Below are 15,838 nucleotides of genomic sequence, written 5' to 3'. Positions count from 1 at the left end.
GCCGGAATCAATGGCAGAAGCAGTTCCTAAGATCAAAAAAATCTTACTCTTAATAAATCACTTTAACTTCTGCGTGCAGTCCCCTGTGTGCCTTCGAGTTAAAGCGAATTTTCCTACGTCAGTTTCTTGTTGCCCCTCCTGAAACGCTCCTAAATCTCCGATCTATAAGGCTTTTCCTTCATTCCGCGCCTTGACGGTGCGGTGGGCGCATTCCTATAGTGTGCGCAAGTGGCGGAAAGTGGCATGAAGTGGGTTTTTTTGAAGGTAAAACGCCAAAAAGTGGAGAAACGCTGACGTGTTTCGCGGAGCTAACGCTATCAGTCTCGATGCAAAAGGCCGTCTCGCCATGCCGAGCCGGTATCGTGACGAGCTCGTTTCGCGAAGTTCAGGGCAGTTAATCGTCACGATCGATGCCGTTGATCCATGTTTATGCGTTTACCCTCTCGATGAGTGGGAAATCATCGAAACCAAACTGCGCGCACTGCCTTCGCTGCGGGAAGAGAACCGTCGCCTGCAACGCTTGCTGATCGGTAATGCCGTCGACCTCGAACTCGACGGCAGCGGTCGTTTCCTGGTGCCGCCGCGTCTGCGCGAGTACGCCAGGCTGGACAAGCGCGCGATGCTGGTGGGCCAACTGAACAAGTTCCAGCTGTGGGACGAAGATGCCTGGAATGCGGTTTCTGCCGCCGACCTTGCTGCTATTCAACAACCGGGCGCGATGCCTGATGAACTGCGTGATTTGATCCTGTGACTACTGATAGCGGCTTTAACCACATCACCGTACTGCTTGACGAAGCCGTCGAGGCTCTCGCCGTACGTCCTGATGGCTGCTATCTGGACGGCACGTTCGGGCGTGGCGGGCATAGCCGGCTGATTCTCAGCCAGCTCGGTCCGGACGGTCGGCTGCTGGGGTTCGACAAGGATCCTCAAGCGATTGCCACCGGGCAAGCGCTAGCGGCCGAAGACGGCCGCTTTGTCGTTGTGCAGCGCAGCTTTGCGGAGCTCGGTTCGGAAGTCGCCCAACGCGGCCTGGCAGGCAAGGTCAGCGGCGTGTTGCTTGACCTGGGCGTGTCTTCGCCGCAGCTGGACGACCCGGAACGCGGCTTCAGTTTTCTCAACGACGGTCCGCTGGACATGCGCATGGATCCGTCCCGTGGCATCAGCGCGGCTGAATTCGTCAATACCGCGTCCGTAGAAGAAATCGCCCGCGTGTTCAAGGAATACGGCGAGGAACGTTTTTCCGGGCGCATGGCGCGCGCGGTGGTCGAGCGTCGCGACATCAAGCCGTTCGAGCGTACCGGTGATCTGGCCGAAGTGCTGAAGGTTGCCAACCCTGCCTGGGAAAAAGGCAAGAACCCGGCGACCCGGGCTTTCCAAGGGCTGCGTATCCACGTCAACAACGAATTGGGCGATCTTGAGGCCGGTCTCGAAGCCGCTCTCGAGGCACTGGAAATCGGTGGGCGCCTGGTGGTGATCAGCTTCCATTCCCTGGAAGACCGTATCGTCAAGCTGTTCATGCGCAAGCTCACCAAAGGCGAAGCCGATAACCTGCCGCGCAATCTGCCGGTGCGTTTCGAGGCCTTCGTACCGAAAATCAAGATTCATGGCAAAGCGCAGTTCGCCTCCGAGGCCGAGCTCAAGGCCAACCCTCGCGCCCGTAGCGCCGTTATGCGTGTCGCGGAGAAGTTGCGGTGAGCAAGCTCTTCGCCAAGCCCCTGCCAGGCGGCAGCTTTTTCATGCTGCTGCTGTTTATTGGCGTGCTCGTGTCGGCCATTGCCGTGTCTTACAGCGCGCATTGGAACCGGCAGTTGCTCAACACCCTTTACAACGAGCTCAGCGTGCGCGACAAGGCGCAGGCCGAGTGGGGTCGGTTGATCCTGGAGCAAAGTACCTGGACCGCCCACAGCCGTATCGAAGTCCTGGCGACCGAACAACTGAAGATGCGCATCCCCGGTGCGGCTGAAGTGCAGATGGTGGCGCCATGATGAAGCTCGAAGGGGCGCTGTTCCCGTGGCGGTTCCGCCTGGTTCTGGGTTTGCTCGGGATCATGGTCGCGGCCATCTCGTGGCGCATCATCGACTTGCAAGTGGTCGACCGTGACTTCCTCAAGGAACAGGGCGACGCCCGTAGCGTGCGTCATATCCCGATCCCGGCTCACCGTGGCCTGATCACCGACCGCAATGGCGAGCCGCTGGCTGTCAGTACCCCGGTGACCACCTTGTGGGCGAACGCCAAGGAAATGCAGCAGGCCAAGGAGAAGTGGCCGGCGCTGGCTGCCGCCCTCGGCCAGGACCCCAAGGCTCTGACCGAACGCCTCGAAGCCCAGGCCAACAAGGAATTCATCTATCTGGTGCGCGGGCTGACGCCCGAGCAAGGCCAGAGCGTGCTCGACCTGAAAGTGCCGGGGGTCTACGGCATCGAAGAGTTTCGGCGTTTTTATCCGGCCGGTGAGGTCACCGCCCATATGGTCGGGTTTACCGACATCGATGACCGGGGACGGGAAGGGGTCGAGCTGGCCTACGACGAATGGCTCGCCGGTGTCGCCGGCAAGCGCCAGGTCATCAAGGATCGGCGCGGCAGGCTGATCAAGGATGTCCAGGTCACCAAAAACGCCAAGGCCGGCAAGCCCTTGGCGTTGTCCATTGACCTGCGCCTGCAATATCTGGCCAACCGCGAGCTGCGCAACGCCATCGTCGAGAACGGTGCCAAGGCCGGCAGCCTGGTGATCATGGACGTGAAGACCGGCGAGATCCTCGCCATGGTCAACCAGCCGACCTACAACCCGAACAACCGTCGCAACCTGCAGCCGGCGATGATGCGCAACCGCGCGATGATCGACGTGTTCGAACCCGGTTCGACGATGAAGGCCGTGTCCATGGCCGCCGCCCTGGAAACCGGGCGCTGGAAGCCGAGCGACACCGTCGAGGTCTATCCGGGCACGTTGCAGATCGGCAAGTACACCATTCGTGACGTATCCAAGACCGAAGGACCGGTGCTCGACCTGACCGGCATCCTGATCAATTCCAGTAACGTCGGCATGAGCAAGATCGCCTTCGATATCGGTGGCGAGGCGATTTATCGCCTGGCCCAGAAGATCGGCCTCGGCCAGGACACGGGCCTGGGCTTCCCGGGCGAGCGCGTCGGCAACCTGCCCAACTATCGTGAATGGCGCAAGGCGGAAACAGCCACTTTGTCCTACGGCTACGGTGTTTCCGTGACGGCGATCCAGCTCGTCCACGCGTTTTCCGCGCTGGCTAACAACGGCCGTATTGCCCCGTTGACGCTGATCAAGACCGACAAGGCGCCGCAAACTACCCAGGTAATTCCTGAGGACGTCGCCAAGACCATGCAGGGCATGCTGCAACAGGTGATCGAGGCGCCGCGCGGTGTCTATCGCGCTCAGGTTCCGGCCTATCACGTTGCCGGCAAGTCCGGTACGGCGCGCAAGACTTCCGTGGGCACCAAGGGTTATGCCGAGAACTCCTATCGTTCGCTGTTCGCCGGCTTCGGGCCGATGAGCGATCCGCGCTATGCCATCGTGGTGGTCATCGACGAACCGAGCAAGGCCGGTTATTTCGGCGGCCTGGTATCGGCGCCGGTGTTCAGCAAAGTGATGTCCGGCACCCTGCGCCTGATGAATATCACCCCGGATAATCTGCCGCCGACCCAGCAGGCGAGTACCGCCCCGGTCGTCCCCCTGAAAGCCGACGGAGGGCGAGGCTGATGTCCCTGAGCCTGAACAAGATTTTTGCCCACGCCGGGCATGACCTGCTGATTCGCGAGCTGGCCCTCGACAGCCGCGACGTGCGCGCCGGAGACCTGTTCCTGGCGGTGCCGGGTGCCCGTTTCGATGGCCGTGACCACATCGCCGACGCCTTGAAGCGCGGCGCGGCGGCGGTGGCTTATGAAGTGAACGGCGCAACCGTGCTGCCGATCACCGATGTTCCGCTGATCCCGGTCAAGGGACTGGCGGCGCAGCTGTCGGACATCGCCGGGCGTTTTTATGGCGAACCGAGCCGTCACCTGAACCTGATCGGCGTGACCGGCACGAACGGCAAGACCAGCGTTACCCAGTTGGTGGCGCAGGCGCTGGATCTGCTCGGCCAGCATTGCGGCATCGTCGGAACGCTGGGCAACGGTTTCCATGGCGCGCTGCAAAGCGGCCTGCACACCACGCCGAACCCGATTGCCGTGCAGGCGACCCTGGCCGACCTGAAGAAGGCCGGCGCCAAGGCCGTGGCGATGGAAGTCTCTTCCCATGGCCTCGATCAGGGTCGCGTCACTGCACTGGCGTTCGACGTCGCGGTGCTGACCAACCTGTCCCGGGATCACCTGGACTACCATGGCTCCATGCAAGCCTACGGCGAAGCCAAGGCCAGGCTGTTCGCCTGGAACGACCTGAAGTGCCGGGTCATCAACATTGATGACGAGTTCGGCCGGCAACTGGCCGCCGAGCAACGCGAGTCCCGGTTGATCACCTACAGCCAGGAAGACGCCAGCGCCTACCTTTATATCCGCCAGGCGCAATTCGATGACGAAGGCGTGCGCGCCACGCTGGTCACGCCCCAGGGCGAACACCACTTGCGCAGCACCTTGCTGGGGCGTTTCAACCTGAGCAACGTGTTGGCCGCCATTGGCGCCTTGCTCGGGCTGGACTATGCCCTGGACGAAATTCTCAAGGTGCTGCCGAAACTCGAAGGTCCGGCCGGACGCATGCAGCGCCTGGGCGGCGGAACCCAGCCGCTGGTGGTGGTCGACTATGCCCACACCCCCGATGCACTGGAAAAAGTCCTCACGGCCCTGCGCCCGCACGCCAAGGGCAAGTTGCTCTGTCTGTTCGGCTGCGGCGGCGATCGTGATCGCGGCAAGCGACCGTTGATGGCCGAGGTCGTGGAACGACTGGCCGATGGCGTGCTGGTCACCGATGACAATCCGCGCAGTGAAGATCCAGCGCGCATTTTCGACGACATCCGCGCCGGTTTCTCGGAGGTGGACAACGTCACCTTCGTGGCCGGGCGTGGCCAGGCCATTGCCCAATTGATCGCCAGCGCTTCGGCGGACGATGTCATCGTCCTGGCCGGCAAGGGGCACGAGGACTACCAGGAAATAAACGGCGTTCGCCAGGCCTTTTCCGATCTGGTGGAAGCCGATCACGCCCTGACCGCATGGGAGGTGGCCCATGCTTAAGGCCTTGAAGCTCAGCGAGCTGACCAACGCTTTGAATGCGCGCCTGATCGCCGTGGACGCCTCGTTCGACGGCGTCAGCATCGACAGCCGGGCGATCGCGCCGGGGCAGTTGTTCGTCGCCCTGGCCGGACCACGTTTCGACGGTCACGATTACCTCAACGAGGTGGCAGCCAAAGGCGCGGTCGCGGCACTGGTCGAGCGGGAAGTAAGCAACAGCACGCTGCCGCAGTTGCTGGTCAGCGACACTCGCCAGGCCCTGGGCCAGCTCGGTGCGCTGAATCGCGCGGCGTTTGCCAATCCGGTCGCGGCCATCACCGGTTCCAGCGGCAAGACCACGGTCAAGGAAATGCTCGCGAGCATCCTGCGCACGCGCGGTCCGGTCCTGGCGACCCGTGGCAACCTGAACAATGACCTCGGCGTGCCTTTGACCCTGCTCGAACTGGCGCCGGAGCACAGCGCCGCGGTCATCGAGCTCGGCGCTTCACGGCTCGGCGAGATTGCCTACACGGTCGGCATGACCAAGCCTCACGTGGCGGTGCTCAACAACGCCGGGACCGCCCATGTCGGCGAGTTCGGCGGCCCCGAGAAAATTGTCGAGGCCAAGGGCGAGATCATCGAAGGGCTGGCTGAAGATGGCGTCGCCGTGCTCAATCTCGACGATAAAGCCTTCGAAATCTGGAAGACCCGGGCCGGGGAGCGCAAGGTGCTGACCTTCGCCCTGAGCAACCTGGCGGCGAATTTCTACGCCAGCGACCTGGATCGCGACGCCCGTGGTTGCCCGGCTTTCAACCTGCACAGCCCTGATGGCGCGGAGCGCGTGCAGTTGAACCTGCTTGGTACGCATAACGTTGCCAATGCCCTGGCCGCCGCGGCCGCCGCCCATGCGCTGGGTGTGTCGTTGCCGGGCATTGTCGCCGGGTTGAACGCCGTACAACCGGTCAAGGGACGCAGCGTCGCGCAGTTGGCAAGCAACGGCATGCGCGTCATCGACGACACCTACAACGCCAACCCGACGTCCATGTGCGCCGCTGTGGATATCCTTGCCGGTTTCTCCGGTCGCACCGTGCTGGTGCTCGGGGATATCGGTGAACTGGGCGAGTGGGCGCAGCAAGGCCACCACGATGTCGGTGCCTACGCGCGCGGCAAGGTCGATGCGCTGTATGCCGTCGGCCCGATGATGGCCCACGCCGTGGCGGCGTTTGGCGAGCACGCACAGCATTTCACCACGCAGGCCGAGCTGATCCAGGCCCTGGGCGCCGAGCAAGACCCGAACACCACCCTATTGATCAAGGGCTCACGCAGTGCGGCGATGGAAAACATCGTTGCGGCTTTGTGCGGCACCCGTATGGAGAAACATTAATGCTGCTGCTGCTAGCGGAGTACCTGCAACAGTTCCACAAAGGCTTCGCGGTCTTCCAGTACCTGACCCTGCGCGGGATCCTGGGTGTGCTGACCGCGTTGTCGTTGTCGCTGTTCCTGGGCCCGTGGATGATCCGCACCCTGCAGAGCCTGCAGATCGGCCAGTCGGTTCGTAACGACGGCCCGCAGTCGCATCTATCCAAATCCGGTACGCCGACCATGGGCGGCGCGCTGATCCTGTCGTCCATCGGTATCAGCACCTTGCTCTGGGCCGACCTGGCGAACCGTTACGTCTGGGTCGTGCTGCTGGTGACGCTGTTTTTCGGCGCCATTGGCTGGGTCGACGACTACCGCAAGGTCATCGAGAAGAACTCCCGTGGGCTGCCAAGCCGCTGGAAATATTTCTGGCAGTCGGTGTTCGGCCTCGGCGCGGCGATCTTCCTTTATATGACCGCCGCCTCGCCGGTGGAAACCACCCTGATCCTGCCGATGCTCAAGGACTACAGCATCCCGCTGGGCGCAGGTTTCATCGTGCTGACCTACCTGGTGATCGTCGGTTCGAGCAATGCGGTCAACCTCACCGACGGCCTCGACGGCCTGGCGATCATGCCGACGGTGATGGTCGGTGGTGCGCTGGGGATCTTCTGCTACCTGTCGGGTAACGTGAAGTTCGCTGAATACCTGCTGATTCCTTATGTACCGGGGGCGGGCGAGCTGATCGTATTCTGCGGCGCGCTGATCGGTGCCGGCCTGGGCTTTCTCTGGTTCAACACCTACCCGGCGCAAGTCTTCATGGGCGACGTCGGCGCGCTGGCGCTGGGCGCGGCCCTGGGCACCATCGCCGTCATCGTTCGCCAGGAAATCGTCCTGTTCATCATGGGCGGCGTGTTTGTGATGGAGACCCTGTCAGTCGTCATTCAGGTTGCTTCCTTTAAATTGACCGGCCGCCGGGTATTTCGCATGGCGCCGATCCACCACCACTTTGAACTCAAGGGCTGGCCCGAGCCGCGCGTGATCGTCCGTTTCTGGATCATCACCGTGATTCTCGTGTTGGTCGGCCTTGCCACCCTGAAGCTGAGGTAGAACGAGTGTCCCTGATCGCTTCTGACCACTTCCGCATCGTTGTCGGCCTCGGCAAGAGCGGCATGTCCCTGGTTCGCTTCCTGGCGAACCGGGGTGTGTCGTTTGCCGTGGCCGATACGCGGGAAAATCCACCTGAGCTGGCCACGCTGCGTCGTGACTATCCCCAGGTGGATGTGCGTTGTGGCGAGCTGGACGTCGAGTTCCTGTGCCGCGCCGATGAGCTCTACGTGAGCCCCGGCCTGGCCCTGGCGACCCCGGCCCTGCAGGCTGCCGCCGCCCGTGGCGTGAAATTGTCCGGCGACATCGAGCTGTTCGCGCGCAACGCCAAGGCGCCGATTATCGCCATCAGCGGTTCCAATGCGAAAAGCACCGTCACCACGCTGGTCGGTGAAATGGCCGCGGCCGCCGGCAAGCGTGTCGCCGTGGGCGGCAACCTCGGCACCCCGGCGCTGGATCTGCTCAGCGACGAGGTCGAGCTGTACGTCATGGAGCTGTCGAGCTTCCAGCTCGAGACCACCGATCACCTTGGCGCTGAAGTGGCCACTGTGCTGAACATCAGCGAAGACCACATGGACCGCTACAGCGGCCTGCCGGCCTATCACCTGGCCAAGCACCGGATTTTCCGTGGTGCCCGGCAAGTGGTGTTCAACCGCCAGGACGCCTTGACCCGTCCGCTGATGAGCGAAGGGCTGCCATGCTGGACTTTCGGCCTCGGCGCTCCAGATTTCAAAGGCTTCGGTTTGCGCGAAGAGAACGGCGAGAAATATCTGGCCTTCGAGTTCCAGAACCTGATGCCGGTGCGCGAACTGAAGATTCGCGGCGCCCATAACCAGGCCAATGCCTTGGCCGCGCTCGCCCTCGGGCATGCCGTCGGGCTGCCGTTCGACGCCATGCTTTCGGCGCTGCGCAGCTTTGCCGGGCTCGAGCACCGCTGCCAGTGGGTGCGCGACCTGGATGGCGTGGCCTGGTACAACGATTCCAAGGCCACCAATGTTGGCGCCGCCCTGGCTGCCATCGAAGGCCTCGGCGCGGACATCCAGGGCAAGCTCGTGCTGATTGCCGGTGGCGACGGCAAGGGTGCCGATTTTAAAGACCTGCGCGATCCGGTGGCGGCCAACTGTCGTGCCGTGGTGCTGATGGGCCGCGATCGTGAACTGATCGCCCAGGCCCTCGGCGATGCCGTGCCGCAGGTTCGCGTCGCTTCGCTGGACGAAGCCGTGCAGCAATGCCGTGCCCTCGCGCAACCGGGCGATGCCGTGCTGTTGTCGCCGGCCTGCGCCAGTTTCGACATGTTCAAGAATTACGAAGAGCGCGGGCAACTGTTCGCCCGGGCTGCGGAGGACTTGGCATGAGCCTGATGAACATCATCAAGCCGTACCCGTCGCCGCTGATTACCGGTCGCGGTATCGACCTGGACTTCCCGATGCTCGCCGGCTGCCTGGCGCTGCTCGGCCTGGGCCTGGTGATGATCACCTCCGCCTCGTCGGAAGTGGCCGCCGTGCAATCGGGCAACACCCTCTACCACATGATTCGCCACCTGATTTACCTGGTAATCGGCCTGGGCGCGTGCATTATCACCATGATGGTGCCGATCGCCACCTGGCAACGCCTGGGCTGGTTGATGTTGCTGGGTGCCTTCGGCCTGTTGGTGATGGTGCTGGTGCCGGGTATCGGCCGCGAGGTCAACGGTTCCATGCGCTGGATCGGCTTCAGCTTCTTCAACGTGCAGCCCTCGGAAATCGCCAAGGTCTTTGTGGTGATCTACCTCGCCGGGTACCTGGTGCGTCGCCAGAAAGAAGTGCGCGAGAGCTGGATGGGCTTCTTCAAGCCGTTCATCGTGCTGCTGCCGATGGCCGGCCTGCTGCTGATGGAGCCGGACTTCGGCGCGACGGTGGTGATGATGGGCGCGGCGGCGGCAATGCTGTTCCTCGGCGGTGTCGGGCTGTTCCGCTTCACCCTGATGGTAGCGCTGGCGTTCGCGGCAGTGACCGTCCTGGTGCAGGCCCAGCCGTACCGGATGGCGCGCCTGATCACCTTTACCGATCCGTGGGCCGACCAGTTCGGTTCCGGCTACCAGTTGACCCAGGCATTGATCGCCTTCGGTCGCGGCGAGTGGCTGGGCGTGGGCCTGGGCAACAGCGTGCAAAAGCAGTTCTACCTGCCGGAAGCCCACACCGACTTCGTGTTCTCGGTTCTCGCCGAGGAGCTAGGGGTAGTGGGTTCCCTGTGCACCGTCGCGCTGTTCGTCTTCGTTTGTGTGCGCGGCATGTACATCGGCTTGTGGGCCGAGAAGGCCAAGCAGTTCTTTGCCGCGTACGTGGCGTACGGCCTGTCGTTCCTCTGGATCGGCCAGTTCCTGATCAACATCGGGGTGAACGTCGGTCTGCTGCCGACCAAGGGCCTGACGCTGCCGTTCCTCAGTTATGGCGGCAGCTCCCTGGTGATCTGCTGTGCCTGCCTCGGCTTGTTGCTGCGCATCGAGTGGGAAAGTCGAACCCACCTGGGCAGTGAAGAAATGGAATTCCATGAAAGCGACTTCGCCGAGGAGCCGACTCATGGGCGCTAACGTGCTGATCATGGCGGGCGGAACCGGCGGGCATGTATTCCCGGCGCTGGCCTGTGCCCGGGAGTTCCAGGCGCGCGGCTACACCGTGCACTGGCTCGGCACGCCGCGTGGCATCGAGAATGAACTGGTACCCGCCGCCGGCCTCGAGCTGCATCGGATCAACGCCAGTGGCCTGCGGGGCAAAGGCAAGCTGTCGCTGCTCAAGGCTCCGCTGATGCTGCTCAAGTCGATCTGGCAGGCGCGGGCGGTCATCCGTCGGCTGCGGCCGGTGTGTGTCGTCGGCTTCGGCGGTTATGTGACCGGTCCTGGCGGCGTCGCGGCAAAACTGGCCGGTGTGCCGGTGATCGTTCATGAGCAGAACGCGGTCGCTGGTACCGCCAATCGGTTACTGGTGCCGTTGGCCGCTCGAGTGTGTGAAGCCTTCCCCGACACCTTTACCCTGTCGGGCAGCCGTCGCACCACCGGTAACCCGGTGCGCACGGAGCTGTTCCTCGATACACCGCGCCCGGCCCTGGCCGGACGCAAGGCGCGTTTGCTGATCCTCGGCGGAAGCCTCGGAGCGGAACCGTTGAACAAACTGCTGCCCGAAGCCTTGTCCCAGGTCGCCCCCGAATTGCGCCCGGAAGTGTTTCACCAGGCTGGCAAAAACCACGATGAAGTGACCGCCGAGCGCTATCGCGCCGTTGGCGTCGAGGCGCAAGTGCAGCCTTTCATCAAAGACATGGCCCAAGCCTATGGCTGGGCCGACCTGGTGGTCTGCCGCGCAGGCGCGCTGACCGTCAGTGAACTGGCTGCCGCCGGTCTGCCCTCGATGCTGGTGCCTTTGCCCCACGCCATCGACGATCACCAGACCCGCAACGCCGATTATTTGGCCCGCGAAGGCGCTGCCTTCCTGATGCCACAAAGAACGACTGGCGCCGCGCATCTAGCCGCGCGCCTGACAGAGGTCTTGATGCAGCCGCAAACACTCGAAGACATGGCCCGCGCCGCACGCCGCCTGGCCAAACCCGATGCCACCGCCCAAGTGGTCGATACCTGCCTGGAGGTGGCCCATGGTTGAGAATCGCAAAGCCATGCCGCAGCCGGAAATGCGCCGCATCCGCCGCATCCACTTCGTCGGGATCGGCGGCGTGGGCATGTGCGGGATCGCCGAGGTGTTGCTGAACCTGGGTTACCAGGTCTCGGGTTCCGACCTGAAGGCTTCGCCGGTCACTGAGCGCCTGGAATCCTTCGGTGCACAGATTTTCATCGGCCATCGTGCCGAGAACGCCGCCAACGCCGATGTGCTGGTGGTCTCCAGCGCCGTGAACACTTCCAACCCGGAAGTTGCCACCGCCCTGGAACGTCGCATTCCCGTGGTGCCGCGCGCCGAGATGCTCGCCGAGCTGATGCGCTATCGCCACGGCATCGCCGTCGCCGGTACTCACGGCAAGACCACCACCACCAGCCTGATCGCCTCGGTGTTCGCTGCCGGTGGCCTGGACCCGACGTTCGTGATCGGTGGGCGCCTGAACGCCGCGGGCACCAACGCCCAACTGGGCACCAGCCGCTACCTGATCGCCGAAGCCGACGAGAGCGATGCAAGTTTCCTGCACCTGCAACCGCTGGTGGCCGTGGTGACCAACATCGACGCCGACCACATGGCGACCTACGACGGTGACTTCAACAAACTGAAGAAAACCTTCGTCGAGTTCCTCCACAACCTGCCGTTCTACGGTCTGGCGGTGGTGTGCCTGGACGATCCGGTGGTGCGCGAAATCCTGCCGCTGATCAAGCGTCCGACCGTGACCTACGGCTTTGGCGAAGACGCCGACGTGCGCGCGATCAACGTGCGCCAGCAGGGCATGCAGACGTTCTTCACCGTGCTGCGTCCTGATCGCGAGCCGTTGGACGTGTCGGTGAACATGCCCGGCAACCACAACGTGCTCAACTCGCTGGCGACCATCTGCATCGCCACCGACGAAGGCGTCAGCGATGAAGCCATCGTCCAGGGCCTGTCCGGGTTCCAGGGCGTGGGTCGACGCTTCCAGGTCTACGGCGAGCTGCCGGTGGACGGCGGCAACGTGATGCTGGTGGACGACTACGGCCATCACCCGACCGAAGTCGCGGCGGTGATCAAGGCCGTGCGCGGTGGCTGGCCGGAGCGCCGGCTGGTGATGGTCTACCAGCCGCACCGCTACAGCCGCACCCGCGACCTGTACGACGATTTTGTCCAGGTGCTGGCCGACGCCAACGTGCTGCTGTTGATGGAAGTCTACCCGGCCGGCGAAGAGCCGATCCCGGGCGCCGACAGCCGCCAGCTGTGCCACAGCATCCGCCAGCGCGGCCAGTTGGACCCGATCTACATCGACCGCGGCGTGGACCTCGCACCGCTGGTCAAGCCGCTGCTGCGCGCCGGCGACATCCTGCTCTGCCAGGGCGCCGGTGATATCGGTGGCCTGGCCCCGAAACTGTTGAAAAGTCCGTTATTCGCCGGAGCCACCGTGGCCTCCAGCGAGGGGAAACTGAAATGACTGCTGCCTACGCCAACCTGGTCTCGACCCTTGATCCGAAAGCCTTCGGCCGCGTGGCCGTGCTGTTCGGTGGCAAGAGCGCCGAGCGCGAGGTCTCTCTCAAGTCCGGCAACGCCGTGCTGCAAGCCCTGCAAAGCGCCGGTGTCGACGCATTCGGCATCGACGTGGGCGACGACTTCCTGCAGCGCCTGCTGAGCGAAAAAATCGATCGCGCCTTCATCATCCTTCATGGCCGTGGCGGCGAAGACGGCAGCATGCAGGGCTTGCTCGAATGCCTGGGCATCCCCTACACCGGCAGTGGCATCCTGGCTTCCGCCCTGGCGATGGACAAGTTGCGCACCAAACAGGTCTGGCACAGCCTCGGCATCCCGACGCCACGTCACGCCGTGCTGGCGTCCGAGGCCGATTGTATTTCGGCGGCGACGGAACTGGGCTTCCCTTTGATCGTCAAACCGGCCCATGAAGGTTCAAGTATCGGCATGGCGAAAGTGAATTCGCTGCCTGAGTTGACCGCAGCCTGGAAGGACGCCAGTTCCTACGATTCGCAAGTGTTGGTCGAACAATGGATCACCGGTCCCGAGTTCACCATCGCCACCCTGCGTGACCAGGTGTTGCCCCCGATTGCGCTGGGCACGCCCCACACGTTCTACGACTACGACGCCAAATACATCGCCAATGACACCCAGTACCGCATTCCCTGCGGGCTGGACGCTGCCAAGGAAAAACAATTGATGGACCTCACGGCCAAGGCCTGTGAGGCGCTGGGTATCGCCGGTTGGGCGCGGGCGGACGTGATGCAGGACGCCGATGGGCAGTTCTGGTTCCTGGAAGTCAACACCGCCCCCGGCATGACCGACCACAGCCTGGTTCCGATGGCGGCTCGTGCTGCCGGCCTGGATTTCCAGCAACTGGTGCTGTCGATCCTGGCCGCCAGTGTCGGCAACCAAGAGTCCAGGGGTTAAGCCATGCAAGGCGCATCGCTTCGTCATCAGCCATCCGCACCCGGTCGCAAGCCGGTGCCGCGGGGTGCCAGCCGAATGGTGGCCAAAGAGCCGATGTCGGCGCGCTTGCCGAAAGCCAATTTCGGCTTTCTCAAAAGCCTGTTCTGGCCGGTGATGCTGGTGGTATTGGGGTTCGGCACGTATGAAGGCGCGCAGCGGCTGCTGCCTTATGCCGATCGGCCGATCGCCCGGATCAACGTCCAGGGTGACCTGAGCTACATCAGCCAGCAGGCGGTGCAGCAGCGGATCGCTCCGTTCGTCGCGTCGAGCTTCTTCACCATCGACCTGGCGGGCATGCGCACCGAGCTGGAGCAGATGCCCTGGATCGCCCACGCCGAAGTGCGGCGGGTATGGCCGGACCAGGTGTCGATTCGTCTGGAAGAGCAGTTGCCGGTGGCCCGTTGGGGCGACGAGTCGCTGTTGAACAACCAGGGCCAGGCGTTTACGCCACGGGAACTGGCCAATTATGAACATTTGCCACAACTGTTCGGTCCACAGCGGGCCCAGCAGCAAGTGATGCAGCAATACCAGGTGTTGAGTCAGATGTTGCGCCCACTGGGCTTCTCCATCGCGCGCCTGGAATTGCGTGAGCGCGGCAGCTGGTTCCTGACCACTGGCGCGGGCAGCTCGGGGCCGGGCATCGAGCTGTTGCTCGGGCGCGGCAACCTGGTGGAAAAGATGCGCCGCTTCATTGCCATCTATGACAAGACGCTCAAAGAACAAATTACGAACATTGCGCGCATCGATCTGCGCTACGCCAACGGCCTCGCTGTTGGCTGGCGGGAACCTGTAGCGCCGACGACGGCCGAACCCGCCGTCGCGAAGAATTAAGAAGAGGCAGGACCCATGGCAAACGTGCAAAGCGGAAAAATGATCGTCGGTCTGGATATCGGCACTTCCAAGGTGGTAGCGCTGGTAGGCGAGGTCGCGGACGACGGCACGCTGGTCATCGTTGGGATCGGTACACACCCGTCCCGTGGCTTGAAGAAAGGCGTGGTGGTGAACATCGAGTCCACCGTCCAATCGATCCAGCGCGCCATCGAAGAAGCGCAGCTGATGGCCGGTTGCCGGATCCACTCGGCGTTCGTCGGTGTCGCGGGCAATCACATCCGCAGCCTGAACTCCCACGGCATCGTGGCGATTCGGGACCGTGAAGTCAGCTCCGCCGACCTTGAGCGCGTACTCGACGCGGCCCAGGCCGTGGCGATTCCGGCCGACCAGCGGGTGCTGCACACCCTGCCGCAGGATTACGTGATCGATAACCAGGAAGGCGTACGCGAGCCCCTGGGTATGTCCGGCGTACGCCTGGAAGCCAAGGTCCACGTGGTCACCTGCGCCGTGAACGCCGCGCAGAACATCGAGAAGTGCGTGCGTCGCTGCGGCCTGGAAATCGACGACATCATCCTCGAGCAACTGGCTTCGGCCTACTCGGTGCTGACCGACGACGAGAAAGAACTCGGCGTTTGCCTGGTCGACATCGGCGGCGGCACCACCGACATCGCGATCTTCACCGAAGGCGCCATCCGCCACACGGCAGTGATCCCGATTGCCGGCGACCAGGTGACCAACGACATCGCCATGGCGCTGCGCACCCCGACCCAGTACGCCGAGGAAATCAAGATCCGTTACGCCTGCGCCCTGGCCAAGCTGGCCGGTGCTGGTGAAACCATCAAGGTGCCGAGCGTCGGCGACCGTCCGCCGCGCGAATTGTCGCGCCAGGCCCTGGCCGAAGTGGTCGAGCCGCGCTACGACGAACTGTTCACGCTAATCCAGGCCGAACTGCGCCGCAGCGGCTACGAAGACCTGATCCCGGCCGGCATCGTGCTGACCGGCGGTACGTCGAAGATGGAAGGCGCGGTCGAGCTGGCCGAAGAGATTTTCCACATGCCGGTGCGCCTGGGCGTGCCCCATGGCGTCAAGGGTCTGGATGACGTGGTGCGCAACCCGATCTATTCGACTGGCGTGGGGCTGTTGATGTACGGCCTGCAAAAGCAGTCCGACGGGATCTCGTTCTCGGGCATCGGCAGCCGTGACAGCTACAGCAGCGAAGAGCCCAAGGCACCGCTGTTCGAGCGGCTCCAGGCTTGGGTGAAGGGCAATTTCTAAGCGATTTCAGATTCAGGCGTCGG

14 protein-coding genes are annotated in these 15,838 nt (G+C 63.3%); all 14 read left to right on the top strand.

Going from position 1 to position 15,838, the window contains the following annotated elements; translation table 11 throughout:
* Nucleotides 1–295: 295 nt before the first annotated feature.
* The 14 genes from mraZ to ftsA are packed head-to-tail and all read left to right on the top strand — an operon-like array spanning nt 296 to nt 15,815.
* A complete protein-coding gene (gene mraZ, locus J3P89_RS23430; RefSeq protein WP_186530428.1) occupies nt 296–751 on the top strand; it encodes a division/cell wall cluster transcriptional repressor MraZ in 456 nt (151 codons plus the stop codon).
* The gene (gene rsmH / locus J3P89_RS23425) at nt 748–1,695 is read left to right on the top strand and encodes a 16S rRNA (cytosine(1402)-N(4))-methyltransferase RsmH (RefSeq protein ID WP_305496646.1); all 948 of its coding nucleotides are present in this window, start codon (nt 748–750) and stop codon (nt 1,693–1,695) included. Before mraZ ends, rsmH begins: the two co-directional genes overlap by 4 nt.
* Complete coding sequence (gene ftsL / locus J3P89_RS23420; protein ID WP_003178214.1) at nt 1,692–1,985, top strand: cell division protein FtsL; 294 nt, start codon at nt 1,692–1,694, stop codon at nt 1,983–1,985. Before rsmH ends, ftsL begins: the two co-directional genes overlap by 4 nt.
* A complete protein-coding gene (locus J3P89_RS23415; protein ID WP_305501351.1) occupies nt 1,985–3,724 on the top strand; it encodes a peptidoglycan D,D-transpeptidase FtsI family protein in 1,740 nt (579 codons plus the stop codon). The genes ftsL and J3P89_RS23415 overlap by 1 nt, the downstream gene beginning before the upstream one ends.
* Nucleotides 3,724–5,187, top strand: a complete 1,464-nt coding sequence (locus tag J3P89_RS23410; protein WP_434695781.1) for a UDP-N-acetylmuramoyl-L-alanyl-D-glutamate--2,6-diaminopimelate ligase — start codon at nt 3,724–3,726, stop codon at nt 5,185–5,187. The genes J3P89_RS23415 and J3P89_RS23410 overlap by 1 nt, the downstream gene beginning before the upstream one ends.
* Complete coding sequence (locus J3P89_RS23405; protein ID WP_434695780.1) at nt 5,180–6,547, top strand: UDP-N-acetylmuramoyl-tripeptide--D-alanyl-D-alanine ligase; 1,368 nt, start codon at nt 5,180–5,182, stop codon at nt 6,545–6,547. The genes J3P89_RS23410 and J3P89_RS23405 overlap by 8 nt, the downstream gene beginning before the upstream one ends.
* A complete protein-coding gene (mraY, locus tag J3P89_RS23400; RefSeq protein WP_339478079.1) occupies nt 6,547–7,629 on the top strand; it encodes a phospho-N-acetylmuramoyl-pentapeptide-transferase in 1,083 nt (360 codons plus the stop codon). The genes J3P89_RS23405 and mraY overlap by 1 nt, the downstream gene beginning before the upstream one ends.
* A gap of 5 nt (nt 7,630–7,634) precedes the next feature.
* Nucleotides 7,635–8,981 (top strand): UDP-N-acetylmuramoyl-L-alanine--D-glutamate ligase, encoded by a 1,347-nt coding sequence (gene murD / locus J3P89_RS23395; RefSeq protein WP_434673579.1) that lies wholly within the window; start codon nt 7,635–7,637, stop codon nt 8,979–8,981.
* Entirely contained in the window at nt 8,978–10,195 is a 1,218-nt protein-coding gene (ftsW, locus tag J3P89_RS23390) for a putative lipid II flippase FtsW (RefSeq protein ID WP_434695779.1), read from the top strand. The genes murD and ftsW overlap by 4 nt, the downstream gene beginning before the upstream one ends.
* The gene (gene murG / locus J3P89_RS23385; RefSeq protein ID WP_434695778.1) at nt 10,185–11,255 is read left to right on the top strand and encodes an undecaprenyldiphospho-muramoylpentapeptide beta-N-acetylglucosaminyltransferase; all 1,071 of its coding nucleotides are present in this window, start codon (nt 10,185–10,187) and stop codon (nt 11,253–11,255) included. The genes ftsW and murG overlap by 11 nt, the downstream gene beginning before the upstream one ends.
* On the top strand, nt 11,248–12,708 hold the full coding sequence (murC, locus tag J3P89_RS23380) for a UDP-N-acetylmuramate--L-alanine ligase (RefSeq protein ID WP_305496639.1): 1,461 nt from the start codon (nt 11,248–11,250) through the stop codon (nt 12,706–12,708). Before murG ends, murC begins: the two co-directional genes overlap by 8 nt.
* Nucleotides 12,705–13,670, top strand: a complete 966-nt coding sequence (locus J3P89_RS23375; RefSeq protein WP_305496638.1) for a D-alanine--D-alanine ligase — start codon at nt 12,705–12,707, stop codon at nt 13,668–13,670. The genes murC and J3P89_RS23375 overlap by 4 nt, the downstream gene beginning before the upstream one ends.
* A 3-nt stretch (nt 13,671–13,673) precedes the next feature.
* Nucleotides 13,674–14,540 (top strand): cell division protein FtsQ/DivIB, encoded by an 867-nt coding sequence (locus J3P89_RS23370; protein ID WP_434569734.1) that lies wholly within the window; start codon nt 13,674–13,676, stop codon nt 14,538–14,540.
* A 15-nt stretch (nt 14,541–14,555) separates the two neighbouring features.
* Entirely contained in the window at nt 14,556–15,815 is a 1,260-nt protein-coding gene (gene ftsA / locus J3P89_RS23365; protein ID WP_058542749.1) for a cell division protein FtsA, read from the top strand.
* The last annotated feature ends 23 nt before the right edge of the window (nt 15,816–15,838 follow it).

The sequence above is a fragment of the Pseudomonas sp. Z1-14 genome, assembly GCF_051132005.1.
Taxonomy (GTDB): Bacteria; Pseudomonadota; Gammaproteobacteria; order Pseudomonadales; family Pseudomonadaceae; genus Aquipseudomonas.
The sequence above is the reverse complement of the archived record's forward strand: the minus strand, read 5'-3'. Positions and strand labels throughout refer to the sequence as shown.

Bases quoted from the DNA above. Each gene is read 5' to 3' on its own strand.
- mraY (WP_339478079.1), top strand. From the start codon at position 6,547: ATGCTGCTGCTGCTAGCGGAGTACCTGCAACAGTTCCACAAAGGCTTC.
- J3P89_RS23370 (WP_434569734.1), top strand. From the start codon at position 13,674: ATGCAAGGCGCATCGCTTCGTCATCAGCCATCCGCACCCGGTCGCAAG.
- J3P89_RS23415 (WP_305501351.1), top strand. From the start codon at position 1,985: ATGAAGCTCGAAGGGGCGCTGTTCCCGTGGCGGTTCCGCCTGGTTCTG.
- J3P89_RS23410 (WP_434695781.1), top strand. From the start codon at position 3,724: ATGTCCCTGAGCCTGAACAAGATTTTTGCCCACGCCGGGCATGACCTG.
- J3P89_RS23405 (WP_434695780.1), top strand. From the start codon at position 5,180: ATGCTTAAGGCCTTGAAGCTCAGCGAGCTGACCAACGCTTTGAATGCG.
- murC (WP_305496639.1), top strand. From the start codon at position 11,248: ATGGTTGAGAATCGCAAAGCCATGCCGCAGCCGGAAATGCGCCGCATC.
- J3P89_RS23375 (WP_305496638.1), top strand. From the start codon at position 12,705: ATGACTGCTGCCTACGCCAACCTGGTCTCGACCCTTGATCCGAAAGCC.
- ftsW (WP_434695779.1), top strand. From the start codon at position 8,978: ATGAGCCTGATGAACATCATCAAGCCGTACCCGTCGCCGCTGATTACC.
- ftsA (WP_058542749.1), top strand. From the start codon at position 14,556: ATGGCAAACGTGCAAAGCGGAAAAATGATCGTCGGTCTGGATATCGGC.
- murG (WP_434695778.1), top strand. From the start codon at position 10,185: ATGGGCGCTAACGTGCTGATCATGGCGGGCGGAACCGGCGGGCATGTA.